The organism is Erwinia aphidicola (assembly GCF_024169515.1).
Lineage (GTDB): Bacteria > Pseudomonadota > Gammaproteobacteria > Enterobacterales > Enterobacteriaceae > Erwinia > Erwinia aphidicola.
On record NZ_JAMKCQ010000001.1, the window covers coordinates 3,035,401 to 3,061,981 of the forward strand.

Genomic DNA, 26,581 nt, shown 5'->3' on the forward strand with positions numbered 1-26,581 from the left:
AGGTCGCCTTTTTTTATGCCAGCGCTTTCAGCCCGGCGATTTGTTCGCGCCAGCGCGCCAGCGCGGCGGCTTCATCCTTCAGGCTGAACGTCAGGCCGCTGACCACGGTGGCATACGGTGCGCGGTGGGCGATCACCTGCTTCACCTCGGCGCGAAACACCGCCAGCGCCAAATCCGTCAGCGTTTCCGGGCGCGCGACTGCCAGCGCCTGAATCTCGATCACCGCATCGTTCAGCACCAGCGCCAGGGTGATCTTGCCATCGCGCCTGAGGTTCTGCGTGGTGGTGGAGTGCGGCCAGATGGCGAACAGCAGCTCCGTGGGGGAGGTGGCAATGATTTCGCCGAGGCTAAGCTGCGCGGCATACGGCCAGCCGTTTTCACCGACGCTCGACAGGCGGATCGCCTGAAAGCGATGGCTGGCGGGCAGCGAACCGTCAAGCAGCGTCAGCAGCGCAGGGGGCAGAGTAATACTGTTCACCGTTCGTTCCTTCTGGCGATTAAGGGAGGACTATTTTACCACGAACAATCACTTTGCCCGGCTTGATCGCACTCTCGGTGGCGCGGCGGATCGCCAGATTGATCGCCTGCCAGGCAATTTCATGCAGATCGTGCGCGATGCACGGAAAGTGGAAGCCGTAGATTGCCGCGTGTGAGATCTCATCAATGCTAAACAGGCTGACGTCGCGCATCGGCACCAGCTGGCGGTCGATGCACGATTTGATAATCCCGAGTGAGATCTGGTTATTGCAGCCGACAAACACGTCCGGCGGGGCGTGATTATCGAGGTAGTGACCCGTCACCTGCGCCGCAACATCCATATAGAAATCGGCGTAAAGGACCTCAAGGCTGGCAACTTTCCCCTGCAGCGCGGCGCTCAGCCCGGTGACCCGCTCGCGCGCGACGTTGGAGTCCTCCGGCCCGGAGACCACCACCACGCGCTGCGCCTGCTGCTCCAGCAGATAGCGCCCGGCCTGCAGGCCGCAGTCGAGGTTATCGATATAGACGCCGCTGCACGAGCTGATATCCAGCTCACGGTCAACGAGGATCACCGGAATGTTTAGCGCCTCAAGGCGTTGCAGATAGGCTGGATGATAGTTGCAGTCGGAGGAGAGCACCGAAAGCACAATGGCATCGACGTTATAACCGATCAGCTTATCAATGATGCGGTTCTCCAGCTCCACCGATTCTCTGGAGTCAAATACCAGCGTATCGTAGCCGGCTTTCTCGGCTTCCTCGGTCATCAGGCGCGTCAGCCCGCCAAAGAACGGATTATTCATATCCGGGTTGACGATGCCGATGGTTTTGCTGTCGCGCGCGCGCAGATTGCGCGCGGCGGTATTCACCACATAGCCCATTTCGGCGGCGGTCTCCAGCACGCGCTTCAGCGTTTCAGGATGCACCTTATCCGGATGTGAAAATGCGCGGGATACGGTGATTTTACTGACGTTTGACTGCATGGCCACACTCTCCAGCGTGGCCTTCACTTTCCTGCCTGGCGTCAATTTATGCTCCCGATTCGCGACGTTAAAAAGTCATCATTTTGTACCATTTGCGCATCATGACAGATTGCCTGACAGGTTGCGAATGTTGTCGCGGCTATCCCGCTCTTTTCACCCGGGGATCGGTGAAGATATCCAGATCGTCACGGCTCTCTGACGAGAACTCCGACACCACCGCACCGCAATCGCCTGCCTGGAACCAGTGGCGGGTATTCGGGGCAATGGTGTACTGCTCGCCGGGGCGCAGCAGGATATAGCGTGTGGCGCTGTACCACTGCTCTGCGCCCTCCGGCGGCTGACACGCGCCATTGTTCGGGGTCAGGCTGTCGTCGTCGACAAACAGGTAGACCTCCCCCCAGCGGCAGCGAAAGGTCTCCTGTTTGCCCGGGGTGCCGTTAAACGGCGGATGCCGGTGCTCAGGGCAGGTCTGGCGCGGGAACAGCACCAGCTCTTTCGCACAGTAGCGCGGGGTATTGACGTAGGTCAGCAGCTGCAGCCCGGAGAGCGGATAATCCGGCAGGCCGAAGGTGGCAATCTCAATCTGCTGCTGCTCATCCGGGGTCAGTTCAATCGCCGCTGTTGCGAGGAAATGGCGCGTCTGCTCGCAGGCCTGGTGGAGACTGGGCATGGTAATTCTCCTTATCTGATGTTATCGATATCATCGTTAATAACCGCGTTAGCGCACTGTTTATCGTGCCGTTAGCCATTATTGCCGCGTTTTTTCTGCGGTGAATGTGCTTTTTGCTAAAAATTTAACCAGGTTCACATATTTTTAACGCCGACTCTTTTACTCTCGCTGCTATTGAAATGATATCGATACCATTTAAAACATCACAGGGGAGAGGATTATGAAAGCTCTGGTGCTTGAACAAGCCGGTAAGATTGCCATTGAGGATCGTGAGTTCAGCGAGACGCTGGGCGATGACGATGTGCAGATTAAGATCCACTCCGTCGGGATTTGCGGCAGCGACGTTCACTACTACCAGCACGGCCGCATCGGACCGTTTGTGGTGAAAGCGCCGATGGTGCTGGGGCATGAAGCCTCCGGCGTGGTGCTGGCGCTGGGCAAAAACGTGAAGCACCTGAGCATCGGTGACCGCGTCTGCATGGAGCCGGGCATTCCGGATATGCAGTCACCCCAGTCGCGCGCCGGGATCTACAACCTCGACCCGGCGGTGCAGTTCTGGGCCACGCCGCCGGTGCATGGCTGCCTGCGCGAGACGGTGATCCATCCCGGCGCGTTTACCTTCAAACTGCCGGACAACGTCAGTTTTGCCGAAGGTGCAATGGTGGAACCGCTGGCGATTGGCATGCATGCTTCGACCAAAGCAGGCATCAAGCCAGGGGATATCGCGCTGGTGATCGGTGCCGGTCCGATTGGGGTCGTCACCGCGCTGGCGGCGCTGGCCGGGGGCTGTTCCGACGTGATCATCTGCGATCTGTTCGATGACAAGCTGAGGGTGGCGGCCAACTATGAAGGCCTGCACGCGGTGAACAGCTGCGGGGAAGGCGTGGCGCAGAAAGTCGCCCAGCTCACCAGCGGTAACGGCGTTGACGTGGTGTTCGAGTGCAGCGGTGCCAAAGCCGCAATCCTTAGCATCTGCGACCATATCGCCCCCGGCGGCACGGCGGTGCTGGTGGGAATGCCGATTGATGCCGCGCCGGTGGATATCGTGGCGGCCCAGGCTAAAGAAGTCACCTTTAAAACCATTTTCCGCTACGCCAACATGTACCCACGCACCCTGCGCCTGCTGAGCGCCGGCAAGCTGCGCGTGCAGCCGCTGATCTCTCATACCTACAAATTCAGCGACAGCGTGGCCGCCTTTGAACGCGCGGCGGCGGGCAACCCGACCGACATCAAAATCATGCTGGAAATGGAGTAGGTCATGGCGCTGTATGCGGGCATTGACTGCGGAACGCAGGGCACCAAGGTGGTGATTATTGATGACCAGCAGGGCACCATCCTCGGCAGCGGCAGCGCGCCCCACGCCATGCTCAGCGACGGGCAGGGCAAACGCGAGCAGCACGCCGAATGGTGGATCGCTGCGTTGATCGCCGCCTTTGCTGCGGCAACGGCAGACGCTGACGTTGCACCGCAGCAGATCGCGGCGCTGGCGGTTTCCGGCCAGCAGCACGGCTTTGTCGCGCTGGATGCGGCGGGTGAGGTGCTGCACCCGGTCAAGCTGTGGTGCGATACCTCCACTTCTGCCGAGAATAGCTGGCTGCTGGAACAGCTCGGCGGTGAAGCGGCGGCGCTGCAACGTCTTGGTCTGGTGCCGGCGACGGGCTACACCGCCTCGAAAATCATCTGGTTTAAGCGTCAGCATCCGCAGCTTTGGCAGCGCCTTGCCTGCGTGCTGCTGCCGCATGACTATCTCAATTTCTGGCTGACCGGCGAGCGCGTGGCGGAGTACGGTGACGCTTCCGGCAGCGGCCTGTTCGATATTCGCCAGCGCTGCTGGGACCGTCATACCGTGGCGCTGATCGACGACAGTGGCCGCCTGTGGAATGCACTGCCGCCGCTGATTGCGGCGGAAAAACCGGTCGGTACAGTGTGCCAGCGGGCTATCGATGCGCTGGGTCTGCGCCCCGATACGCTGGTCGCCAGCGGCGGCGGCGACAATATGATGGCGGCGATTGGCAGCGGCAATATCCGCCCAGGGGTGCTGACCATGAGCCTCGGCACCTCCGGCACGCTGTTTGCCTGCGCCGACAGCCCGGTGGTGGCCGATTCCGCGGCCATCGCTGGATTCTGTTCCAGCAGCAACGGCTGGCTGCCGCTGGTCTGTACCATGAATGTCACCTCGGCCAGTAGCGCGGTCCAGGGACTGCTGCAGCAGGATATTGCCGGGTTTAATCAGGCGCTGGAGCAGGCCGAGCCGGGCGCGGGCGGCATGCTGCTGCTGCCATTTTTCAACGGTGAGCGCGTACCGCCGCTGCCGAATGCGCGTGCCAGCCTGCATAACCTCAACAGCGATAATTTCACCGCCGCCAATCTCTGCCTGGCGGTGGTCGAGGGGGCAACCTACGGGCTGCGCTACGGGCTGGATCTGTTCCGCCAGCAGGGCATCAGCCTGGATGAGATCCGCCTGACCGGCGGCGGCGCCAACAGCCCGCGCTGGCGGCAAATCGTCGCCGATGTGATGGGCTGCCCGGTGGTCTGCCCGCAGGAGAAGGAGTCGGCGGCGCTCGGAGCCGCTATCCAGGCCGCGTGGTGCCATCAGCAGGCTGACAGCCCGCAAGCGGCCGACAGCCTGGATTTGCTGTGTCAGCGTTTTGTGCAGCTGGATGAGCGCAGCCGCGCGCTGCCGGATGAGGCTCGTCAGCGCCGCTACGCCGACCTTTATCAACGCTATTTGCATCTGCTGCAAAAAGAATATGGGGTAACGCTATGAGCGACACAGCAGCGGCTTATCTGCTGGAAGTCAGCGGCCTGAAGAAGAGTTTCGGCCCGGTGGTGGCGTTAAAGAATGCCGAGTTCTGCCTGCGTCGCGGCTCAATCCACGCGCTGTGCGGCGGCAACGGCGCCGGAAAATCCACCTTTCTCAGCATTCTGATGGGCTTTATCCAGCCCGACAGCGGCGACATTTTTATCAACGGCCAGCGCTGTGAGTTCTCCCACCCTAAAGAGGCGCTGGCGGCCGGGATTGCCATCGTGCAGCAGGAGCTGAGCACCATTGCCGACCTGAGCGTGGCGGAGAATATCTGGCTGGGGCGCGAGCCGCGTCACTTTGGCTTCGTCGATTTTAAACGGATGAATCAGCAGACCGCCGACCTGCTGGCCGACCTGCACTTCACGCTGTCGCCGACGGCGATTATGCGCAACCTCAGCGTGGCCGAGCAGCAGCTGGTGGAGATTGCCAAAGCGCTGTCGCACGCCAACGCCGACATCATCATTATGGATGAACCCACCTCGGCGATCGGCGAGGAGGACGTGCAGAAAATCTTCCAGGCGATCAAGCGGCTGGCGGAAAAGGGCAAAGGCATTATTTACGTCTCGCACCGCCTGGCGGAGATTTTCCAGATCGCCGACAGCTACACCATTTTCCGCGACGGCAGCTATATCCACGAAGGGCTGCTGGCCGATATCACCCGCGAGCAGCTGATCGAACATATCATCGGCGGCGAGTTCGACAGCGAGTTCGCCAAGTTTAACCAGCCGGGCACGGAAGTGATGATGGAAGTGGACAGCCTGTGCTGGGGCAGAAAGGTGCGCAATATCAGCCTGACGCTGCGGCGCGGTGAGATCCTCGGCATTTATGGCCTGGTCGGTTCCGGGCGCAGCGAATTTCTCGACCTGATTTTTGGCATTGAACATGCGCAGAGCGGCACCATTCGCATGGGCGACAGGACGCTGGCACGCCACTCGCCGCGCCAGGCGATCGACAGCGGCATTGCCTATGTGACGGAAGATCGTAAAGAGACCGGGCTGGTGCTGTGCCGCTCGGTCAATGAGAACATCAACATCGCCTCTTTCCCGGCCATCAGCCGTGCGGGCTTTATCAGCGACCGGATGGAGCAGGAGCGCACCCGCGCGATGATCCAGCGCTTTAACGTTAAAACGCCGGATGGCGAGCAGCTGGTGGGCAATCTCAGCGGCGGCAATCAGCAGAAGGTGGTACTCGGCCGCTGGGCGCTGCTGGACCCGCAGGTGATGCTGCTGGATGAGCCAACGCGCGGAATCGACGTCGGAGCAAAAAAAGAGATCTACCGCTTTATGTCGGAATTTGCGTTGAAAGATCGCGGCATCATTATGGTCTCCTCTGAGCTGTCGGAAATTATTGGTATGAGCGACCGGATATTAGTGTTTAAAGATGGCGCGCTGGCCGGTGAATTATCGGCTGAAAATGTCACCCAGGCAGAATTAATGAAGCTGGCGGTGTAATCTTCAACAATATTGACTCTAAATAATTCTAATCGCAGGAAGGCGGCAAATCCATGAGTCCGCAGGAGCATAGTTAACTATGTGACTGCGGTGAAGGGATGAAGCCAACGCACCTGCGGTTTGAAGTATGACGAGTAGAGAGATAAATTTATGAGTGCAATTCCTTCTCTGAAACCAGGGCCGTATTTCCTTACGCGTAATAAAAGCCGTCTGCATAAATACGGCATTATTATCGCCTTCTTCGTGCTGTGCCTGATCGTCACCGTGATTGGTGAAGTGCAGGTGGCAAACGGGGCGTGGAGCAGCAACTATTTTCTCAGTAACGAAAATATGCTGATTGTGTTACGCCAGATCTCGATTAACGGCATTCTTGCCGTCGGTATGACCTTTGTGATTATTACCGCCGGGGTCGATCTCTCGGTCGGTTCGGTGCTGGCGCTCAGCGGGATTGTCGCGGCGCGTTTTGCCACCACCAACAGCGGGCTGGCGATAGGTGATACCGCCCATGCGCTGATCGTGCCGATGATTATTGCGCTCGGTATTGGCATCGTCTGCGGGCTGCTCAACGGCACCATTCTGGCGCGCTATCGCCTGCAGCCGTTTATCGTCACCATGGGAATGCTCTCCGCCGCGCGCGGCCTGGCGCTGCTGACCACCGACGGTAACCCGGTGTCGCAGCTCAACCCGGACTTCCGCTGGCTGGGGAATGGCTATGTGCTGGGCATTCCGGTACCGGTGCTGATTTTTGTGCTGCTGTTTGCGCTGGCCTGGGTGCTGCTTAACCGCACCCTGTTTGGCCGCTACGTCTATGCGGTGGGCGGCAACCAGAAGAGCGCGCGCACCTCGGGCATCAGCGTGGTGAAAATTAAAGTGCTGGTCTACACCCTGTGCGGTGCGCTGGCCGGGATTGCCGGGCTGATCCTCACCGCCCGAACCGGCTCGGCCCAGACCAGTGCCGGGGCCGCCTACGAACTGGACGCGATTGCTGCGGTGGTGATCGGCGGCACCAGCATGGCCGGCGGCGTGGGCACGCTGGTCGGCACCCTGTTTGGCGTACTGATTATTGGCGTAATGAATAACGGCCTCGACCTGCTGGGCGTGCAGTCCTATTACCAGCAGATCATAAAAGGGGCATTAATTGTCGTGGCAGTACTGCTTGACCCATCGCGTAAGCAACAGCGCGATTAAATTAAATAATAAAACCTCACTCTACAAAACCAGGAGTCACCATGAATAAGATGACCAAAATTGCCTTATTCACCTCGGGCATGTTAATGGCGGGCAGCATGGCCGCCCAGGCTGCGCCGGTAAAAATCGCCGTGCTGATGTATGGGATGAAAGCGGAATTTGTGCAGCTGATGGAAAAAGCCGGTAAAGAACACCCTGCTGTGAAGAGTGGCGATGTGCAGCTGACCGTCTATGACGGGCGCTATGACCCAATGGTGCAGAACAACCAGGCGGAGACCGCCATTCAGACTCATGCTGACGCCATTATTATTAACCCGATGGACTATGAAGCCAATATTGATGTGGTGACCATGGCCAATGAGGCAAAAATCCCGGTTATCGTCACCAATGCGCGGTTAAATACCGACAAAATGACCGCCGAAGTGGTCTCCGATGACGTGCTGGGCGGCTATCTGGAAGCGAAGTCGGTGCTGAAGAAAATGAACTGCAAGGGCAACGTGGTCATTATTGAGGGGCCAAAGGGCGGCAGCGGCGAAATACAGCGCGGGCAGGGCAATGATAAAGCGATTGCCGAGTGCGGCGCAGGCAACATTAACGTGCTGGAGCGTAAAACCGCTAACTGGTCTCGCGCCGAAGCGCTGCCGCTGATGGAAAACTGGCTGCAGAAGCATCGCGGGCAGATCAATGGCGTGATTGCGCAAAATGATGAAATGGCGCTGGGGGCGATTGAGGCAATTAAAGGCGCCAACCTGAACGTTAAAGATTTTGCCATCGCCGGGGTGGACGGAGTTTCAGACGCCATTCGCGCCGTGCAGGCGGGTGAAATGGTGTCGATCCTGCAGGACGCACACGCGCAGATGCAGGGCTCGATTGACGTCGCCCTGCGGGCCGTGAAGGGGGATAGCTATCAACCCCAGTCAGATATCTGGAAGCAGTACGAAGGCAAAATGGCGTGGGATGATGGCAAAGCGAAGCGCTACTCGGTGCCGTGGACCGAAGTGACGGTGGACAATGCTGCGCAGCTGCTGAAAGCGCGTCAGTAAGTTTTCAATAAAGGCCATGTCCCAACCGGCATGGCCTGAATGCTTATTCAGGCTACCCGATTTTTCTGCACATAAACTGTGACAATAATAATAACTTTTAATTAAATTTGAGTTTTTCCTGGCGAAATGAGCGCCGCTGCATTTTCTAGTTAAACCCGCCATCAACCAAACTGATTTAATTCCCCGATTAGCCGGCTCTTAATCTTCCCCTAAGGAATTTCATTTACGCTTTATATACCCAGGCGTTGCTAATCTCGGTAGCGCTAATTTTGCGTAATGATTCTTTGAATGGATTGAAATAATGTCCGAATTTCTCCCTTTCTCGCGCCCGTCTATGGGCAATGAAGAGCTGAGCGCCGTTGAAGAGGTGCTGCGATCGGGCTGGATCACCACCGGGCCGAAAAATCAGCAGCTTGAGCAGGCTTTTTGCCTGCTAACCGGCAACCGCCATGCGATTGCCGTGAGTTCGGCCACCGCCGGTATGCACGTTACGCTGATGGCGCTGGGCATCGGGCCGGGGGATGAGGTGATCACGCCGTCGCTGACCTGGGTTTCCACGCTGAATATGATTGTGCTGCTGGGGGCGACCCCGGTGATGATTGATGTCGATCGCGATACGCTGATGGTGACCCCAGCGCTGATCGAAGCCGCTATCACGCCGCGTACCAAAGCGATTGTGCCGGTGCATTATGCTGGCGCACCCGCTGATATTGCCGCTATTCACGCGCTGGGCAAACGCCACGGCATCGCGGTGATCGACGACGCCGCGCACGCTGCGGGCACTTACTATCACCAACGCCACGTCGGCCACAGCGGTACCGCCATCTTCTCCTTCCATGCCATCAAAAACATCAGCTGCGCCGAGGGTGGGCTGGTGGTCACCGATGATGATGCGCTGGCTGAGCGCGTGCGCAGCCTGAAGTTTCACGGGCTGGGCGTGGATGCTTTTGACCGTCAGACACACGGGCGCGCGCCGCAGGCTGAGGTGATTATGCCGGGCTTTAAATACAACCTGGCGGATATCAATGCGGCGATAGCGCTGGTGCAGCTCGACAAGCTGGCGGCGAACAATGCGCGCCGCGGGCAGATTGCGGCGCGTTATCTGGCAGAGCTGGCGGACACGCCTTTCCTGCCGCTGAGCCGGCCTGTATGGCCGCACCAGCACGCCTGGCATCTGTTCATTCTGCGTGTCGACCCTGCGCGCTGCGGCATCGATCGTGACTCGCTGATGCAGGCGCTGAAACAGCAGGGCATCGGTAGCGGGCTGCATTTCCGCGCCGCGCACACGCAGAAATATTACCGCGAGCGTTTTCCGCAGCTGTCGCTGCCGCACACCGAGTGGAACTCCGATCGTATCTGCTCTATCCCGCTGTTTCCCGGCATGACTGATGACGACTGCAGCCGCGTGATTGCGGCGCTGCGTAAGCTGGCAGGTAAATAATCCGTGAAAGAACAAGAAATTAACAAAGTCTCGATAGTGATCCCGGTCTATAACGAACAGGATAGCCTGCCCGAGCTTATCCGCCGCACCGATGCCGCCTGCGCCCAGCTGGGGCTGCAGTATGAAATTTTGCTGGTGGATGATGGCAGCAGCGATAGCTCGGCGGAGATGCTCAGCGCGGCGGCGCAGGCGCCGGGCAGCCATATTGTGGCGGTGCTGCTCAATCGTAATTACGGCCAGCATTCGGCAATTATGGCGGGTTTCAGCCACGTCAGCGGCGACCTGGTCATCACGCTGGATGCCGATTTGCAGAACCCGCCGGAGGAGATCCCGCGCCTTGTGGCGACGGCACAGCAGGGCTATGACGTGGTGGGAACGGTGCGCCAGAACCGGCAGGATAGCTGGTTCCGCAAGCGCGCCTCGCGCCTGATTAACCATCTGATCCAGCGCACCACCGGCAAAGCGATGGGCGATTACGGCTGTATGCTGCGCGCCTATCGCCGCCACATTGTCGATGCCATGCTGCACTGCCACGAACGCAGCACCTTTATCCCCATTCTGGCGAATACCTTTGCCCGCCGTGCCACCGAGATCCCGGTGCTGCACGCTGAACGCGAATTTGGTGATTCCAAATACAGCCTGATGCGGCTGATTAACCTGATGTACGACCTGATCACCTGCCTGACCACCACGCCGCTGCGCCTGCTGAGCGTCTTCGGCAGCGTGATTGCGCTGTCAGGTTTTGCTCTCTCCCTGCTGCTGATCCTGCTGCGCCTGTTCCTCGGGCCGCAGTGGGCGGCAGAGGGGGTATTTATGCTGTTTGCCGTGCTGTTTATCTTTATCGGCGCGCAGTTTGTTGGCATGGGACTGCTGGGTGAATACATCGGGCGTATTTATAACGATGTACGTGCCCGTCCCCGCTACTTTATTCAGCGCGTTGTCAGCCGTGATGACGCCAACTCTTCACAGGATGAGAAATCATGAAAGCCGTCGTATTTGCCTACCATGACATTGGCTGCACCGGGATCCGTGCGCTGGCTGAAGCCGGATTCGCAATTGAAGCGATTTTCACTCACGCGGACAACGCCGCAGAGAATCATTTTTTTGGCTCGGTTGCGCGCACGGCGGCTCAGCTGGGTATTCCGGTGTATGCGCCGGAAGATGTTAATCACCCGCTGTGGGTGGACCGCATTAAGGGCATGAAGCCGCAGGCTATTTTCTCATTCCACTATCGCCATATGCTGAATGATGAAATCCTTCACTGTGCTGAGAAGGGGGCGTTTAATCTGCATGCTTCACTGCTGCCGAAATATCGCGGGCGCGCACCGTTAAACTGGGTGCTGGTCAACGGCGAACAGGAAACCGGCGTGACGCTGCACCGCATGGTGAAACGCGCCGATGCCGGTGCGATTATTGCCCAGCAAAAAGTGGTTATTGCCGCGGAAGACAATGCGCTGACGCTGCATCACAAGGTGTGCGAGGCGGCGAAACAGCTGCTGGAAAGCGCGCTGCCGGGGATCCAGCGCAATGATTTTGTCGAGCAGGCGCAGGACGAGACTCAGGCCACTTATGTTGGCCGCCGCACGCCGGAAGATGGGCGTATTGACTGGCAGCAGCCGGCGCAGACCGCCCACAATCTGGTGCGGGCGGTAACCGATCCGTGGCCTGGTGCATTCAGCTATGTTGGCGCGGGGAGATTTATCGTCTGGCAGTCAAAGGTGCGCAGCGATCTGCCTGGCGCCAAAGCGGGAACCGTGCTCTCCGTGGCGCCGTTTGTTGTCGCCTGCGGTAGCGGGGCGCTGGAGATTGTCACCGGGCAGAGCGAAAACGGCGTCTACATGCAGGGCAGCCAGCTGGCGCAGACGCTGGGCCTGGTCGAGGGCGCACTGCTGCATAACCAGCCGGTGGCGGCGGTGAAGCGCCGTACCCGCGTGCTGATCCTCGGAGTGAACGGTTTTATCGGCAATCACCTGACCGAGCGCCTGCTGCTGGACGATAACTTCGAGGTGTTCGGTCTGGATATTGGTTCCGACGCCATCAGCCGTTTCCTTGGGCATCCGCGCTTCCACTTTGTCGAAGGGGATATCAGCATTCACTCCGAGTGGATTGAGTATCATATTAAGAAGTGTGACGTGGTGCTGCCGCTGGTGGCCATTGCCACGCCGATTGAATATACCCGTAATCCGCTGCGGGTGTTTGAGCTGGACTTCGAAGAGAACCTGAAGATTATCCGCGACTGCGTGAAGTACAAAAAGCGCATTATCTTCCCGTCGACCTCCGAAGTGTACGGCATGTGCACCGATACCACCTTCGATGAAGACAATTCCAACCTGGTGGTCGGGCCGATCAATAAGCAGCGCTGGATCTACTCGGTTTCCAAGCAGCTGCTGGACCGGGTTATCTGGGCTTATGGCGAGAAAGAGGGGTTGCGCTTCACGCTGTTCCGCCCGTTCAACTGGATGGGGCCGCGCCTCGATAACCTGAATGCGGCACGCATTGGCAGTTCGCGCGCCATCACTCAGCTGATCCTTAATCTGGTGGAGGGTTCACCGATCAAGCTGATCGACGGCGGTCGTCAGAAGCGCTGCTTCACCGATATCAGCGACGGCATCGAAGCGCTGTTCCTGATTATTGAGAACAAGCACCACAACTGTGATGGTCAGATCATTAATATCGGTAATCCGGTGAATGAGGCCAGCATCAAAGAGCTGGCGCAGCAGCTGCTGGAGAGCTTTGAACGCCATCCGCTGCGTCAGCAGTTCCCGCCGTTTGCCGGTTTCCGCGAAGTGGAAAGTAGCAGCTACTATGGCAAGGGTTATCAGGACGTGGAGCACCGCAAGCCGTCGATTCGCAACGCGCAGCGCCTGCTGGGCTGGCAGCCAACGGTGGCAATGACCCAGACCATTGATGCGACGCTGGACTTCTTCCTGCAGACCGTGGAGCCGGGAGAAAACGAAGCATGATCGACGTCGGGCTGCGCATCGATGTTGATACCTGGCGCGGCACCCGCGACGGCGTGCCGCGCCTGCTTGAGATCCTCGACCGCCAGCATACTCAGGCCAGTTTTTTCTTCAGCGTCGGGCCGGATAATATGGGCCGCCACCTCTGGCGGCTGTTGAAACCGCGCTTCCTGTGGAAAATGCTGCGCTCGAATGCGGCATCGCTGTACGGCTGGGACATCCTGCTGGCGGGGACGGCCTGGCCGGGGCGCCGCATCGGGCGCGGGCTGGAAAAAACGATCCGCGCCGCCGCGCGTCAGCACGAGATTGGCCTGCACGCCTGGGACCATTTTGCGTGGCAGACGTGGGCTGGGGTGTGGCCTGCGCAGAAGCTGACGCAGGAGATCCAGCGCGGCGTGGAGTGTCTGAGCGAGATTGTCGGCCAGCCGATCCGCTGCTCAGCGGTGGCGGGCTGGCGCGCGGATGAGCGCGTGCTGGTTGCCAAGCAGCCGTTTGATTTTGCCTATAACAGCGACTGTCGCGGCACGGCCCCCTTTCGCCCACTGCTGCCCGACGGCAGCGTGGGCACGGTGCAGATCCCCGTCACGCTTCCTACCTGGGATGAGGTGGTCGGTAGCGGGGTCACGCGTGAAGGTTACAATGCCTGGATCCTCGATTTAATCGCCAGCCAGCCGGGCGTGCCGGTCTACACCATCCATGCGGAAGTGGAAGGGATCGTGCTGAGCGAAATGTTTGCCGAACTGCTGGTGATGGCGCGGCGACGTGGGATCCGTTTCTGCCCGTTAAGCGAGCTGCTGCCTGCGGATTTGTCGCAGCTGCCGACGGGAAATCTGGTGCGGGGTAGTCTCCCCGGTCGTGAAGGTTGGCTGGGATGCCAGCAATAATCAGAGTGACCCCGGCATGAAATATCTGCGTTATGCGCTGCCGCTACTGTTTTGCTATGCCTTGTATTATCTCATTCCATTAGAGCTGCGCGCGCTGTGGCAGCCCGATGAGCTGCGCTACGCGGAAATCAGCCGTGAAATGCTGGCCAGCGGTAACTGGAGCGTGCCGCACTTCCTTGGTTTGCGCTATTTCGAAAAACCGATAGCCGGGTACTGGGTCAACAATCTCAGTCAATGGGTATTTGGCGGCAGTAATTTTGCGGTGCGCTTTGGTTCGGTGGTATCCATCACGCTCAGCGCGCTGCTGGTCTACTGGCTGGCGCGGCGTATAGGGCAACAGCGCGGCACGGCCCTGCTGGCTGCGGTGATTTTTCTTACCTGTTTTCTGGTGTATGCCATTGGCACTTATGCGGTGCTTGACCCGATGATCACCCTGTGGCTGGTGGCAGCGATGTGCAGCTTTTGGCTGGCGGCGGAAGCAGGCAGCAGCACGCGGCAAAAGGTACTGGGTTGGCTGCTGCTCGGGCTCGCCTGCGGCATGGGTTTTATGACCAAAGGCTTTCTGGCGCTCGCAGTGCCGGTAGTGGCGATTGTGCCGTGGGCGATCTGGCAGCGGCGGTTTAAGGAGCTGCTGCTGTACGGGCCGCTGGCGCTGGTCAGTGCGGCACTGATCTCCGCACCCTGGGCAGTCAGCATTGCGCGCCAGCAGCCGGATTTCTGGCACTACTTCTTCTGGGTGGAGCATATTCAGCGCTTTGCCGAGGAGGATGCGCAGCATAAGGCACCGTTCTGGTACTACATTCCGGTGCTGATTGCCGGCACGCTGCCGTGGCTCGGGCTGCTGCCGGGGGCTTTAGCCCGGGCATGGCGCGAAAGAAACAGCCATCAGGGATCGCTCTATCTGCTGTGCTGGGTGGTGATGCCGCTGCTGTTTTTCAGTCTCGCCAAAGGGAAGCTGCCAACCTATATTCTGCCGTGCTTCGCGCCGCTGGCGATCCTGCTGGCGCACCACGGCGTGCGGCTGGTTTCCGAGGGGGGGCGCGGCCTGAAAGCCAATGGCATCATCAATCTGACGTTCGGCGCGCTGCTGATGCTGACGGTGCTGCTGGTGCTGGCGCCGTGGGGATTGATGCATCATCCGCTCTATCCTTATGCCGAACTGTTCAAGGCTCAGCTGGCCACGCTGGCGTTCCTGTTCTGGGCGGTGATGGGGATGATCACCCTGCTTGGCGGGGCGAAATTCTGGAAGCTGGCGGCGCTGTGCCCGCTGATGCTGGCACTGGTGGTCGGCGCGGCGATACCGGACAAGGTCATCTACTCCAAGCAGCCTCAGCCGTTTATTGCCAGCCTGATGCCTGAACTGGCGCACAGTCGCTTTATCCTGGCGAATAACGTTGGCATGGCCTCGGCGCTGGCGTGGCAGCTGAAGCGCAGCGATATTCTGCTCTTCGACCAGCCGGGCGAGCTGGCGTATGGGGTGAGCTATGCTGACAGTCGCCAGCGCCTGGTCACCGCAGTGCAGTTTGCCCAGTGGCTGAGTGAGCATCGTCGCCAGGGCGAGGTGTCGCTGGTGATGAAGCTGTCGGACGATAAACGCCCGACGGACGATCGTATTCCGCAGCCCGATCGCAGCTTTCAGCACGGCAGAATGCTCTATTACCTGTATCTGCAGCAGCCATGAATATGCTGCTGATCCTCCTTGCCAGCCTGCTCAGCTGTGGCGGGCAGTTATGCCAGAAGCAGGCGACGGTGCAGCGCGCCGCACTCTGGGGCTGGCTGGCATTAAGCGTGCTGCTGCTGGGCCTGGCGATGCTGGTGTGGCTGCGCGTGCTGCAAACCACGCCGCTTGGCGTCGCTTACCCGATGCTGAGCCTGAATTTTATCTTTGTGACCCTTGCCGCCCGCTGGCTGTGGCATGAGGCCATTCCGCTGCGTCATGCGCTGGGGATTATCCTGATTGTTGCCGGGGTTGCGGTGATGGGGAGCTATACCTGATGGGCTGGCTGCTGGCGTATTGTAGCGTGCTGCTGGTCAGCGCGGCGCAGCTATTGCTGAAGTGGGCGATGGTGCGGCTGCCGGCGATCGGCGAGCCATCGGCATTTTTCACGGTGCTGTTCAGTCTGGTCCCGGCGGTGCAGGCGCTGCTCGCCGGAGTGCTGGCTTATGCACTGTCGATGCTGTGCTGGCTGCTGGCTTTGCAGCGCATAGCGCTGAGCCGCGCCTATCCGCTACTCAGCCTGAGCTATCTGCTGGTGTGGGCCGCCGCGCTGTGGCTGCCGGGGCTAAACGAGGAGTTTGTCTGGGGCAAGCTGGCGGGCGGCGGTTTAATCCTCGCCGGGCTGCTATTGATCTGCTGGCCGCAGAAAAAAACGCGCTGACGGTGCTATTATTCTCTCCATTCATTTTTCAGAGTTTCAATAATCTATGACCACCACATCTCCTCTCCTGCAGGTCAGGGAGGTCTCTTTTGCGCTGCAGGAAAAAACGCTGCTGGCGCCGCTTTCATTTGAGCTGCACAGCGGCGAGTTTCTCTGGCTAACCGGGCCGTCGGGCGCCGGAAAAAGTACGCTGTTAAAAATTATTGCCTCGCTGCTGGAACCGAGCGCCGGGGAAGTGCGCTTCAACGGTAAGCCGCTTGCGGACCTGAAGGTGGAAAGCTACCGCCAGCGTGTTTCATACGTGTTCCAGACGCCGCAGCTGTTTGGCAGCACGGTCTATGACAATCTGGCGCTGCCTTACCAGATTCGTCAGCGCTCTGCCGATCGTGCACGCATGATCGAGTGGCTATCCAGGGTCAATCTGGCGGCAGAGCTGCTGGACAAGCCAATTGACCAGCTATCGGGCGGTGAAAAACAGCGCGTGGCGCTGCTGCGCAATCTGCAGTTTCCACCGGATATCCTGCTGCTGGATGAGATTACCAGCGCGCTGGATGAAGAGAATAAGCAGCGGGTTCAGCAGTTGATTGATCGGCAGGTAGAGCAGGGCTGTGCGGCGATCTGGATCAGCCACGATCCCCATGAAATCGGCGGCGAGCGGCGGGTGCTGCGGCTGGAGCCAGCAGTAAAAGGAGAGCAGCATGAACCAGCATAATATTACCAATGAGTCGCTGGCTCTGGCGCTGGTACTGGTGCTGATTGCCCTGCTGTTGAGTAAGAAAGAGCGGCTGGGGCTGGAGAAAGATATCGTCTGGAGCGTGGCGCGTGCCATCGTCCAGCTGGTGATTGTCGGCTACGTGCTGAAATATATCTTCGACCTGAACAACCGCTGGCTCACCATCCTGATGGTGCTGTTTATCTGCGTGAATGCCGCGCTCAATGCGAAGAAACGCAGCCGGGCGATCGACCACGGGTTTGTTATCTCATTTATTGCGATTACGCTGGGCACCACGCTGACGCTGGCGATTCTGCTGCTCAGCGGCGCGATTGAGTTTATGCCGATGCAGGTGATCCCGATTAGCGGGATGATTGCCGGTAACGCGATGGTGGCGGTGGGGCTGTGCTTTAGCAATCTCAATCAGCGCTTCAGCGATAACCGGCAGAAAGTGGAGGAGATGCTCAGCCTGGGAGCAAGTGCCAAACTGGCTTCAGGGAGTATCGTGCGTGACAGCATTCGCGCCGCGATGATCCCCACTGTGGACGCCGCAAAAACGGTGGGGCTGGTCAGCCTGCCGGGAATGATGTCCGGGTTGATTTTTGCCGGGATTGATCCAGTAAAGGCGATTAAATATCAGATCATGGTGACGTTCATGCTGCTGGGAACGGCCAGCCTGTCGACCATTGTTGCCGGATATCTGGCCGCCCGCCGTTTCTATACCGCGCGCGTGCAGTTGAAATAACCCACTGGATTGACGACTGAATGCGGAGGGGCGACCGGAAACAAGGTCGCCCCCTGAAGTATCCCCACAAACACTGATTTGAATATTATCGCGGGATGACAGATGCCCGGTTTCAGGAGGGAGGGCTGCTTTCCGCACCGGCATGAATACATCCCTGTAGCCTGGCTCACGGCCATCCCTGGCCGTGGGCCTGCTGCAATCAGCCCTCCCTCCTTGCACCCAAAGCCGCAGCGTCGCGGTTTAAAACCTACAGCGAGCACGATGCGAGTGGGGGATGAGCTTGGCCTGAGGTAAGCCGGACGTCACGCGGCAGGGATGCCGCGTGCCGAGGCCCGCAGGGAGCGTCTTTTGCCGTTCCGGCGTGCTCAGGCTGAGCTCAGACCGGTTAGCGGAGGTTTAGCGAGGGAAGCCATTTCTGGGAATACCTCAGAGGTATCCCCCTATACGTAGTCATAACGGCGGACCCTCTGTTTCGGTCCGCCCGCTGCCTGCGAATTTTCGCTACATCAGAAGTTCACATTGGCGCTCAGACCACCAATAAACGCATCTTTCACGCCGCTGACGCCACCCGGAGAGGCAACGTACTGCAGGCTTGGGCGCAGATTTAGCCAGTTAGTGGCATGCACGTTGTAATACACCTCGTAGTTCCATTCGGAACCGTGCTGGATCGGCAGATAGGTTGGGCTGTTATAGTCGTATTCGCCGTTGAATTCGTTGCTCTCTTTCTGCATTTTGCTGTAGTCACTGTTGACGTGAATACGCGCAGCGCCCAGGCCAATCTCATCCTGCGCGCGCGCAGCAAACGGCCCTTTCCAGGTAAATGAAACGGCCTGATAATTGTCGGTTTTCGAGGTTTTGTGGTCATTCATGACCGCCTGAACCGTCACGCCGAGGCCACGATTGACATCGCCATCCGTTGCCGTCAACTGCTGCTGTAACAGCACGTAGCCGCCGTAAGCTTTGGCCTGATTACCGTAGCTGCCGTTGTGATAGCTGGCGTATTTATCCCCGTTAACCGAGGAGTAGTAACCGCCGATGCGATAGTTACCCGGCAGCTTGTCAGCGCCCAGCAGAGGTTTCCAGCCAAATTCGAACGGCACCAGATTCCCCATGCTTGGGCTGCCATCCAGATAGAAACCGTTGCCGCGATCGTAGTTATTACGGTTCTGATTATAGAAGCCGACCTGGAAGAACATATCGTCCGGCAGGTTTAACTTAATGCGGCCGCCCCATTGCGAAACCGGCCAGTTAAACCAGCGGTCACCGCGCCAGTTACCGGCCTGGCCGCTGCCGAATGCCAGGTTTTCAAATTTGCTGTCGAAAGAGCCAAAATCTTCCCCGACCGTCAGGCGCCCCGCTTTAACCTCCACCAGATGATTAAACAAACCTTTGTTGATCCAGAACTGAGTCAGACGCCAGGTCTGCCCACGCCCCCAGACCTCTTCTACGGAAGAGAGGCCGCCAGTGCGCGGATCGTTGATATGCTGGGTCAGGTCGCGACCGTTACGGCTGGTGATAGTGGTCTGGAACTGGGTATCGTCCCAGTTAAGCAGCTTTTCCAGGTCGAGCGTGGTGCCAAATGCCCACTGGTCGGTGTAGCGTGCAGTCGTGGAGGTATTGTAGCCGCCGGCGAGATTGGCGGCCGACTCCATGGTGTAATTCACCTGGAAATCCACCCCGTCCTCTTTTAACTGGCTACGATAACCGTCCCAGTCACCGAACATATATTGTGAGTCAACGCTCAGCGGAGCCATATCGGCGCAGGCTGCAGCAGACGCCATCAGCAGGGAACTGAGTAATACGGATTTTTTTAGATGCCGCTGGCAACACGCTTTTCTTTTCATTATTCATGCCTTTTAAATTATCAAATCCGCTACGCGTACAATCATCCTGAAAGTGAGAAACCGTGCGGAATGTTGGGTGCTAAATGCTTAATAGGGTATTACCGCACAAAGTTACGCGGCGTTGTATATAACAGCATGTCAGGGAATTATCCCGATTATAGATTTGTGCTAAGTTCCATAAGTGAAAAAACTTATTGTGTATGCGAATGATTTAATTTGTGAGGGGATGTATCAGGTGCGGGTTTGTAGAGTAACGGAATAGCCCGCCCGTTCGGAAGAACGAGCGGTAGTCTGGTCAGAAGTTAATGCCAGCGCCGATACCACCGACAAAACGCTGTGAATGGTCACTGACTGCACCGGGCTTAGTGCTCTGTTGCAGATTAGGGCGCAGGATGATGTGCGGTGTTAAACGGTAGTTGTAATACAGATGATAGTTGAAGCCTTCGCCGCGCATTAACGGTTGTGGTTTGGCGGCGCGATAATCTTCCGGCGGTGCGCTGGGCTGTTTGCTCGCGCTATTTGGCGCTTGGATGAGATAAGGTGCTGTTGGCGTAACCTGATATCGCAGTGCGTCATGTAATACATGCTCTGGCGCTGCAGCGGCCTGGGGGCCGGTCAGCGCTGTGGCTACTGCGATAATGGCAATACCCTTTATCAGACGTGATGTTCTTTCCATGATTCACCTCTTGTTGTGTTTAGCGAATGCAGGGTCCGCCACCAGTACAGCACAACAGCCTGCGCGCATTACTCTGTTTAATGCGCCGCGCGAGGTTTTCAGGATAGCGCCCATAAAAAAACGCCCGCGAAGGGCGTTTGTTTCACAACGCGATGGGGTTAACGGCGGCCGAAGATCTTGGCAGCCAGGAAACCGACACCTGCAGCAATCACCAGTGAAACCAGCGGTGAATCCTGAGTTTTACTCTTCACACAGTCCAGCGCATCATCGATGGCGTAAGAGGCTCTTGCCGCCTGCTGGCGCGCTTTGCCCTTGAATTCATGCTCAGGCGAATCTATGGCTTTGCCAAACTCTTCCTGGCCTTTTCCAACAGCTTCTTGTGCTTTATCGTTCGCTTTATCAAACAGACTCATACTGCCTCCTTTGATGGCATGATTTCCTCAATCAGAACATTAAGCGTAGACCATCATCCGGAGTTTGCCGCTGCGGTTGTATGTAAAAATATGACTGTATGAGCGAAAGATTGACAAAAAAAAGGCGGACTCTGCGGTCCGCCCTGACTGTCAGTGATACCCTTCATCCGGCTTGATTTTGCCGCGGAACACGTAGTAGCTCCAGAAGGTGTACACCAGAATCACCGGGATAATCAGCAGACCACCGACCAGCATAAAGCCCTGGCTCTGCGGTGGCGATGCGGCATCCCAGATGGTGATGGTTGGCGGAATAATATTCGGCCAGACGCTGATGCCCAGCCCGGTAAAGCCGAGGAACACCAGCGCCAGCGTCAGCAGGAACGGCGTATAGTGCGCATGGCGCTTCAGCGCACGCAACAGGCCCCAGCTTGCCACCACTACCAGCACCGGAACCGGCAGGAACCAGAACAGGTTTGGCAGGGTGAACCAGCGGTGCATGATGTCCGCATGCTGCAGCGGCGTCCAGATACTGACAATGGCTATCACCACCAGCAGACCCAGCAGCAGTGGCCTGGTCAGCGCGGTCATCTTGCGGTGCAGCTCATTCTCGGTCTTCATAATCAGCCAGGTACTGCCCAGCAGCGCATAGGCCAGAACCAGGCCCACGCCGCAGAACAGAGAAAACGGCGTCAGCCACGCCAGCTCCGGGCCGCTATAAGTACGATTGGTCACTTCAAAGCCGTTGATGAACGCGCCGAGTACCACACCCTGGCTGAAGGTCGCCAGGAATGACCCACCGATAAAGGCTTTATCCCAGAATGGGCGGTGCTCTTCAGTGGCCTTAAAGCGGAACTCAAACGCCACGCCGCGGAAAATCAGTCCGATCAGCATGATGGTCAGCGGAGCGGCCAAAGCGGAGGTGATGACCGAGTAAGCCAGCGGGAAAGCGCCATACAGAGCAGCGCCTCCGAGGATTAGCCAGGTTTCGTTGCCGTCCCAGACGGGCGCGACGGTGTTAACCATCATGTCGCGCTCAACCGGATCTTTATTGAACGGGAACAGGATACCGATGCCAAGGTCGAAACCATCCATGATGATGTACATCAGGGTGGAGAAAATGATGATCACAAACCAGATAATGGAGAGATCGATTCCCATCTTATTTTCCCTCTTCCGATGAATTAAGTTTTTCTTTCACGGCGGACAGCGGGCGTGAAGGGGTGTGGGAGGTGCCCGGACCGCCATCTGGCGTATGGTCGCCTTCGCCCGTCTCTGGGCCTTTCTTGATCAGATTGGCCAGATAGCTGTAGCCAACGCCGAATACGGCAAAATAGACCAGCAGGAAAGCAATCAGGCTGATGCTCATCTGCAGCGTGCTGTGTAGCGACACGGCATCACGAGTGCGCAGCAGGCCGTAGATGACCCACGGCTGACGACCCATTTCGGTGGTGATCCAGCCTGCGACCAGCGCAATCAGACCTGATGGCCCCATCAGCAGCACAAACCACAGGAATGCACGCGAGGTATACAGACGCTGTCCGCGACGCATCCACAGGCTGACCACGCCCAACAGGATCATCAGCATGCCCAGCGCCACCATCACGCGGAATGACCAGAACACCACGGTGGAGTTCGGGCGGTCTTCTTTCGGGAAGCTTTTCAGCGCCGGAACCTGTTTATCCAGGCTGTGCGTCAGGATCAGACTGCCCAGATACGGAATTTCCACCGCGTATTTGGTGCGCTCTTCTTTCATATCCGGGATACCGAACAGGATCAGCGGGGTCGCTTCTCCCGGTGGGTTTTCCCAGTGCCCTTCAATCGCCGCGATTTTCGCCGGCTGATGTTCCAGGGTGTTCAGGCCGTGGGCATCACCAATCATTGCCTGAATAGGGGAGACAATCAGCGCCATCCACAGAGCCATTGACAGCATTTTGCGCACTGCTGGCGTGTCGTTTTTGCGCAGCAGATGGTAAGCCGCAGAAGCGCCGACGAAGAACGCCGTTACCAGGAATGCCGCGACGGACATGTGCAGCAGGCGGTATGGGAAGGAGGGGTTGAAGACAATTTTCAACCAGTCCACCGGCACCACGATGCCGTTTTGCAGCGCATAACCCTGCGGCGTCTGCATCCAACTGTTGGACGCGAGGATCCAGAAGGTTGAGATAATCGTACCCAGCGCGACCATGCAGGTAGCAAAGAAGTGCAGGCCACGGCTGACACGGTTCCAGCCGAACAGCATCACGCCGAGGAAGCCAGCTTCAAGGAAGAACGCGGTAAGCACTTCGTAGGTCAGCAGCGGGCCGGTAATGCTGCCGGCAAACTGAGAAAATCCTGCCCAGTTAGTACCAAACTGATAGGCCATGACCAGACCGGAAACCACGCCCATACCGAAGTTAACGGCGAAGATTTTCGACCAGAAGTGATAGAGGTCGCGATAAACCTCATTTTTGCTTTTCAGCCACAGTCCTTCGAGCACCGCCAGAAAGCTGGCCAGCCCGATGGTGATGGCCGGGAAGAGAATGTGGAAGGCTACGGTGAAACCGAACTGTATCCTTGCCAGATGGAACGCATCTAATCCGAACATTGCTTACCTCGATCTAACATAAACTGCCTTTTATTTTTTTTACCCACTATTAACAAATAGACTACATTTGATAAAAATGTAGCGGTGCTAATTGGGGACTTCTCATCGAAGGTTTGATCGTAAGACCAAATCAGGTGAAGGAGTAGCAACAATAATATTGATCTGACGTATAACAGTAATGGATATTACGAGAAATTGTTTCGTTAACAGGTTAAATCAGGGCGCTGGAATGTTAAGGCAAGATGGCGGGATGATCCCAATATGTGAAGAAACTGTAACTTTCTGGCGGGAAGGCACTTTTTACCCTCGCAGGATGCATGTTTTCGCCGTGAAACTATGACGGGGCAGCGAATTGATTGCTTATAACCAAGTGGATTTTATATAACGATTAAGCCTGATGGACCGCCCTTAAGTATCAGTTCAGCACAATAACCCTCTGCTTTATCACTTATTATGACCCTGGTGTTGTAAAAATGTTATTAGTTAGCTAATTATTATATTCCTGCGCCGTCAGGCTTAAATCGCTCCCGCTTAATAATATCGTCACGTCACTTTCCCGCGACTTTTGACCGACAAATGTTAAGGTTGTAATACATACAAATATTCATATTGAATCATTTTGTAACACTTTTAAGGCGGTTTACTGGCAAATACTTGTTGGAAATCAAAAACGGTTACCCATGAACGTGCAGGGTGCTTGTGAGATACCTGACGTGCTATAAATCAAGGAGCAATCGTCTACAGCTCAGGGGACAGGATGGACACATTGATAGCGTTGTTGCCGGTATATATGGCCTATTTACTGGGGACAGCCAGCCCCGGGCCAAGCAATATGGCGATTATGGGCATGGCGATGAGCCAGGGACGCGTCCCGGCGCTGATGCTGGCCGCCGGAGTGATCACCGGATCGCTGTGCTGGGCGCTGCTGGTAGCCACTGGGTTGTCGGGCCTGCTGCTGATTTATGCTCAGGCGATTGTGGCCATCAAAATTGTTGGCGGTCTATATCTACTGTGGCTGGCGCTCAAAGCGGCACGCAGTGCGATGCGCAAAGGTGAGGAAAGAGGCGTTCCGCTCGAAACGGTGACGTTAACTCACGGGGCTTTATACCGTCGCGGGCTGCTGCTACATCTCGCGAATCCAAAGGCGATTCTGGTCTGGACAGCAATTATGTCGCTGGGTATCCACCCTGATGCCTCTCCGCTGATTTTGCCCGCTATTGTCGGCGGCTGTGCGGTGCTGGGGGGGCTGGTATTTAGTAGCTATGCGCTGCTGTTTTCTACCCGGGCGATGAGCCGGGGTTATCAGAAATGTCGCCGCGGCATTGAGGGTGCTTTTGCTCTGTTTTTCACGGCGGCCGGTTTAAAGCTGCTTTTTTCCCGTTAGGCGTAAGCCGTTACTGCTTATTTTTAAACGATTAATGGGTGTTTTCCCCTGAAGACCGTACAGAAATAGCGCTCTCATGCGTTTAAATTAGCGGCAAATCAGATGCGGTGTATTGCTAACCGGGCCCCTTGCTACATATACTAGTTCATTGATATTTATTGGTTTTTTTACTAAAGCCAAATTTTTTTATGGTATATGAAGCAGCCTTTGGGGTGAACAGCAGTATGGAAAATGAACAGACAGAGCCCAGCAGCATTCCATTACTGGATCTTGCGGCGATCCCGCGCGATATCATGCTGCTGGGTAAGCGACTGGCCGATACCAAATATCAGATTGATATGCTGGGGAAAAAAGGCTGGGGTGAGCTGACCGCTAATCTGCACGGCCTGGAGGCGAGCGGGGAGTGGAACGGGCCGGATGATGCGCTGACCTTTTTCAGTAAAATTTTCCCCTTTGCCATTTTGCCGTCGGAAACCGAACCGCTGGGCGTGTTTCAGGTGCCGACCGAACGGGTGATTGGCCGCAGCTGGCGCTGGTGGCCGGAGCATCTGAGCGGCAATAGCGAAGAGAAGCTGCGTGAGCACCTTGCCAGCCCAGCCGCTGCGGAAAGCACCTCCTGGTACTTTATCTCGGCGCTGGCGCTACTGTTAGCCGTGCAGGGACAGAGCCGGGTGAACTACTGCCGCATGCGCCATATTCCGCTGATTGCCGCCAGAGTGACTTATCTCTCTTACCCGCCGGCAGACCGCCTGAAGATCTATCATATGAATAAAGGCAAAATCCGTCAGAGCTGGGTAGTGCTCAACGACCGCTATCTGCAGGCGATTCAGTGGCCGCGTATTACGCTGCCTGCACTCAGCACCTATGGGGTGCACAGCGCAACATGGCCACACACCTTTCCAGCGCCCGATTCGGTGTTTGAAGCCCTGTACGATCCGCAGCCTGCAGAAGATTTTGTTGCCCCCTGCGTCGACCTTCAGGCGCTGCAAGAGAAGCTAGAGGCGGAGAAGCAGGCACAGCTGCAGGCCGCCAGACCGGTGAAAATGGCGCTCAGCGATATGGACATTGTCAATATCTGGCCGGTCAGCATGACGCTGATGTTCTTTTTCCTGCTGTCGCTGGTGGCGGCGGGCGTGACCGCCGGCAGCGGCTGGTTAGGGCTGGTGAGCCTGGTGATTTGTGGCATGTCGGGCAGCCTGCTGCTGTTTCTCGCCGCGCCGGTTTTCCTGGTCAGCCAGCGCTTACGCAGCCGCCGCAGAGAGGAGGATGAAGAGGGCGTCAATGAGGAGATCAAAAGTGGGGAGGTGCCTCCCTCGGTTCGATCGTAACGCTTGCGCTTTTGCGGCCAAAAAAAGCCCGCAGGTTATGCGGGCAATAATGCTTTGATTGTGGCTTTGCGATGAGTTGTCGCACTAAAATAATGGCACTATTTAACTAGAAATTATAAGCGTTTATACCGATCGATAGCAGATTATCGATCTAATAATCCGATTGGTTGGATAACCTGCTAATCGTGCGAAGCACCCCAGCTATTTTCTCTGTTAACCCATTCAGTGCGGCTGCTCAAATCCCGCTTCAATCATCTTTTCACGCATGGCGCTGGCGATCACCCGGTTACCGCCAGTGACCGGATAAATCACGTTATTGACCACGTCATCGACATCATGTTCGTTAAATTCCTGCCGGGTGAGCTGTGCTCCGCCCTCATCATTAATCGCAATCGCGCCTTTAATATGGCCACCAGAATTCTGCGCGGTCAGACTGTAACGTCCCATACTGGTACTGATAGTGCTCATAAGGTCACCTCATCGCATTTTCAAGGAAAAGGGTGGCAAGTGAGTCCATAAAACAGCCTGGATAAGTTTAGCCACCCGCCTGCGACTTCTCCCTGGCGCCAGCGTAAAGAAGTGAAAGGTCGCGATCGCGATCGCGAAAATAGGGCGGC

At 57.3% G+C, this 26,581-nt stretch carries 25 protein-coding genes; 16 read left to right on the forward strand and 9 right to left on the reverse strand.

The window, feature by feature from the left end; all coding sequences use genetic code 11:
• Positions 1 to 13 precede the first annotated feature (13 nt).
• From J2Y91_RS14180 to J2Y91_RS14190, 3 genes are all read right to left on the reverse strand, one after another.
• The gene (locus tag J2Y91_RS14180; protein WP_048916814.1) at positions 14 to 478 is read right to left on the reverse strand and encodes a hypothetical protein; all 465 of its coding nucleotides are present in this window, start codon (positions 476 to 478) and stop codon (positions 14 to 16) included.
• A 19-nt stretch (positions 479 to 497) separates the two neighbouring features.
• Positions 498 to 1,502: a LacI family DNA-binding transcriptional regulator gene (locus tag J2Y91_RS14185; RefSeq protein ID WP_224750504.1), complete on the reverse strand. Its 1,005-nt coding sequence runs from the start codon at positions 1,500 to 1,502 to the stop codon at positions 498 to 500.
• 94 nt (positions 1,503 to 1,596) lie between these two features.
• Complete coding sequence (locus J2Y91_RS14190) at positions 1,597 to 2,127, reverse strand: D-lyxose/D-mannose family sugar isomerase (RefSeq protein ID WP_133624212.1); 531 nt, start codon at positions 2,125 to 2,127, stop codon at positions 1,597 to 1,599.
• Between the two features lie 220 nt (positions 2,128 to 2,347).
• Between J2Y91_RS14190 and J2Y91_RS14195 the strand changes: the two genes are divergently transcribed.
• From J2Y91_RS14195 to fetB, 14 genes are all read left to right on the forward strand, one after another.
• Positions 2,348 to 3,382: an NAD(P)-dependent alcohol dehydrogenase gene (locus J2Y91_RS14195; RefSeq protein ID WP_133624211.1), complete on the forward strand. Its 1,035-nt coding sequence runs from the start codon at positions 2,348 to 2,350 to the stop codon at positions 3,380 to 3,382.
• Positions 3,383 to 3,385: 3 nt separating this feature from the next.
• On the forward strand, positions 3,386 to 4,894 hold the full coding sequence (xylB, locus tag J2Y91_RS14200) for a xylulokinase (RefSeq protein ID WP_133624210.1): 1,509 nt from the start codon (positions 3,386 to 3,388) through the stop codon (positions 4,892 to 4,894).
• Complete coding sequence (locus tag J2Y91_RS14205; RefSeq protein WP_048916810.1) at positions 4,891 to 6,384, forward strand: sugar ABC transporter ATP-binding protein; 1,494 nt, start codon at positions 4,891 to 4,893, stop codon at positions 6,382 to 6,384. Before xylB ends, J2Y91_RS14205 begins: the two co-directional genes overlap by 4 nt.
• A gap of 150 nt (positions 6,385 to 6,534) precedes the next feature.
• Positions 6,535 to 7,572, forward strand: a complete 1,038-nt coding sequence (locus J2Y91_RS14210) for an ABC transporter permease (RefSeq protein ID WP_133624209.1) — start codon at positions 6,535 to 6,537, stop codon at positions 7,570 to 7,572.
• A gap of 50 nt (positions 7,573 to 7,622) precedes the next feature.
• Positions 7,623 to 8,615, forward strand: a complete 993-nt coding sequence (locus tag J2Y91_RS14215) for a substrate-binding domain-containing protein (protein ID WP_413449798.1) — start codon at positions 7,623 to 7,625, stop codon at positions 8,613 to 8,615.
• A 301-nt stretch (positions 8,616 to 8,916) separates the two neighbouring features.
• A complete protein-coding gene (gene arnB, locus J2Y91_RS14220) occupies positions 8,917 to 10,056 on the forward strand; it encodes a UDP-4-amino-4-deoxy-L-arabinose aminotransferase (protein WP_133624207.1) in 1,140 nt (379 codons plus the stop codon).
• A 3-nt stretch (positions 10,057 to 10,059) separates the two neighbouring features.
• Complete coding sequence (arnC, locus tag J2Y91_RS14225) at positions 10,060 to 11,040, forward strand: undecaprenyl-phosphate 4-deoxy-4-formamido-L-arabinose transferase (RefSeq protein ID WP_133624206.1); 981 nt, start codon at positions 10,060 to 10,062, stop codon at positions 11,038 to 11,040.
• Complete coding sequence (gene arnA / locus J2Y91_RS14230) at positions 11,037 to 13,019, forward strand: bifunctional UDP-4-amino-4-deoxy-L-arabinose formyltransferase/UDP-glucuronic acid oxidase ArnA (RefSeq protein WP_133624205.1); 1,983 nt, start codon at positions 11,037 to 11,039, stop codon at positions 13,017 to 13,019. The genes arnC and arnA overlap by 4 nt, the downstream gene beginning before the upstream one ends.
• Positions 13,016 to 13,900 (forward strand): 4-deoxy-4-formamido-L-arabinose-phosphoundecaprenol deformylase, encoded by an 885-nt coding sequence (arnD, locus tag J2Y91_RS14235; protein WP_133624204.1) that lies wholly within the window; start codon positions 13,016 to 13,018, stop codon positions 13,898 to 13,900. The genes arnA and arnD overlap by 4 nt, the downstream gene beginning before the upstream one ends.
• Before the next feature lie 16 nt (positions 13,901 to 13,916).
• On the forward strand, positions 13,917 to 15,581 hold the full coding sequence (gene arnT / locus J2Y91_RS14240) for a lipid IV(A) 4-amino-4-deoxy-L-arabinosyltransferase (RefSeq protein WP_133624203.1): 1,665 nt from the start codon (positions 13,917 to 13,919) through the stop codon (positions 15,579 to 15,581).
• On the forward strand, positions 15,578 to 15,895 hold the full coding sequence (arnE, locus tag J2Y91_RS14245) for a 4-amino-4-deoxy-L-arabinose-phosphoundecaprenol flippase subunit ArnE (RefSeq protein WP_133624202.1): 318 nt from the start codon (positions 15,578 to 15,580) through the stop codon (positions 15,893 to 15,895). The genes arnT and arnE overlap by 4 nt, the downstream gene beginning before the upstream one ends.
• Positions 15,895 to 16,278 carry a 4-amino-4-deoxy-L-arabinose-phosphoundecaprenol flippase subunit ArnF gene (gene arnF, locus J2Y91_RS14250; protein WP_133624201.1) on the forward strand — a complete coding sequence of 128 codons (384 nt, stop codon included), beginning with the start codon at positions 15,895 to 15,897 and terminating at the stop codon, positions 16,276 to 16,278. Before arnE ends, arnF begins: the two co-directional genes overlap by 1 nt.
• A gap of 46 nt (positions 16,279 to 16,324) precedes the next feature.
• Complete coding sequence (gene fetA, locus J2Y91_RS14255) at positions 16,325 to 16,990, forward strand: iron efflux ABC transporter ATP-binding subunit FetA (protein WP_099754947.1); 666 nt, start codon at positions 16,325 to 16,327, stop codon at positions 16,988 to 16,990.
• Positions 16,977 to 17,735: an iron efflux ABC transporter permease subunit FetB gene (gene fetB / locus J2Y91_RS14260; RefSeq protein WP_253538611.1), complete on the forward strand. Its 759-nt coding sequence runs from the start codon at positions 16,977 to 16,979 to the stop codon at positions 17,733 to 17,735. Before fetA ends, fetB begins: the two co-directional genes overlap by 14 nt.
• Positions 17,736 to 18,241: 506 nt before the next feature.
• Here fetB and J2Y91_RS14265 read toward each other — a convergent pair.
• The 5 genes from J2Y91_RS14265 to J2Y91_RS14285 form a co-directional block, all read right to left on the reverse strand.
• Complete coding sequence (locus J2Y91_RS14265) at positions 18,242 to 19,579, reverse strand: carbohydrate porin (protein ID WP_133624199.1); 1,338 nt, start codon at positions 19,577 to 19,579, stop codon at positions 18,242 to 18,244.
• Positions 19,580 to 19,874: 295 nt separating this feature from the next.
• Complete coding sequence (locus J2Y91_RS14270) at positions 19,875 to 20,255, reverse strand: carbohydrate porin (protein ID WP_133624198.1); 381 nt, start codon at positions 20,253 to 20,255, stop codon at positions 19,875 to 19,877.
• Positions 20,256 to 20,413: 158 nt separating this feature from the next.
• Positions 20,414 to 20,668 carry a CsbD family protein gene (locus J2Y91_RS14275; protein ID WP_099753376.1) on the reverse strand — a complete coding sequence of 85 codons (255 nt, stop codon included), beginning with the start codon at positions 20,666 to 20,668 and terminating at the stop codon, positions 20,414 to 20,416.
• Positions 20,669 to 20,818: 150 nt separating this feature from the next.
• Positions 20,819 to 21,826 (reverse strand): cytochrome d ubiquinol oxidase subunit II, encoded by a 1,008-nt coding sequence (gene cydB, locus J2Y91_RS14280; protein WP_133624197.1) that lies wholly within the window; start codon positions 21,824 to 21,826, stop codon positions 20,819 to 20,821.
• Between the two features lies 1 nt (position 21,827).
• Positions 21,828 to 23,252 carry a cytochrome ubiquinol oxidase subunit I gene (locus J2Y91_RS14285; RefSeq protein WP_048916794.1) on the reverse strand — a complete coding sequence of 475 codons (1,425 nt, stop codon included), beginning with the start codon at positions 23,250 to 23,252 and terminating at the stop codon, positions 21,828 to 21,830.
• 757 nt (positions 23,253 to 24,009) lie between these two features.
• On the opposite strand from J2Y91_RS14285, the gene J2Y91_RS14290 reads away from it, so the two are divergent.
• Together J2Y91_RS14290 and J2Y91_RS14295 are read left to right on the forward strand one after the other, a co-directional pair.
• The gene (locus J2Y91_RS14290) at positions 24,010 to 24,636 is read left to right on the forward strand and encodes a LysE family translocator (RefSeq protein ID WP_208864890.1); all 627 of its coding nucleotides are present in this window, start codon (positions 24,010 to 24,012) and stop codon (positions 24,634 to 24,636) included.
• 224 nt (positions 24,637 to 24,860) lie between these two features.
• On the forward strand, positions 24,861 to 25,964 hold the full coding sequence (locus tag J2Y91_RS14295; RefSeq protein WP_133624196.1) for a hypothetical protein: 1,104 nt from the start codon (positions 24,861 to 24,863) through the stop codon (positions 25,962 to 25,964).
• 222 nt (positions 25,965 to 26,186) lie between these two features.
• Here J2Y91_RS14295 and J2Y91_RS14300 read toward each other — a convergent pair whose 3' ends face one another.
• Positions 26,187 to 26,432, reverse strand: a complete 246-nt coding sequence (locus J2Y91_RS14300) for a hypothetical protein (RefSeq protein WP_099753374.1) — start codon at positions 26,430 to 26,432, stop codon at positions 26,187 to 26,189.
• Positions 26,433 to 26,581 lie beyond the last annotated feature (149 nt).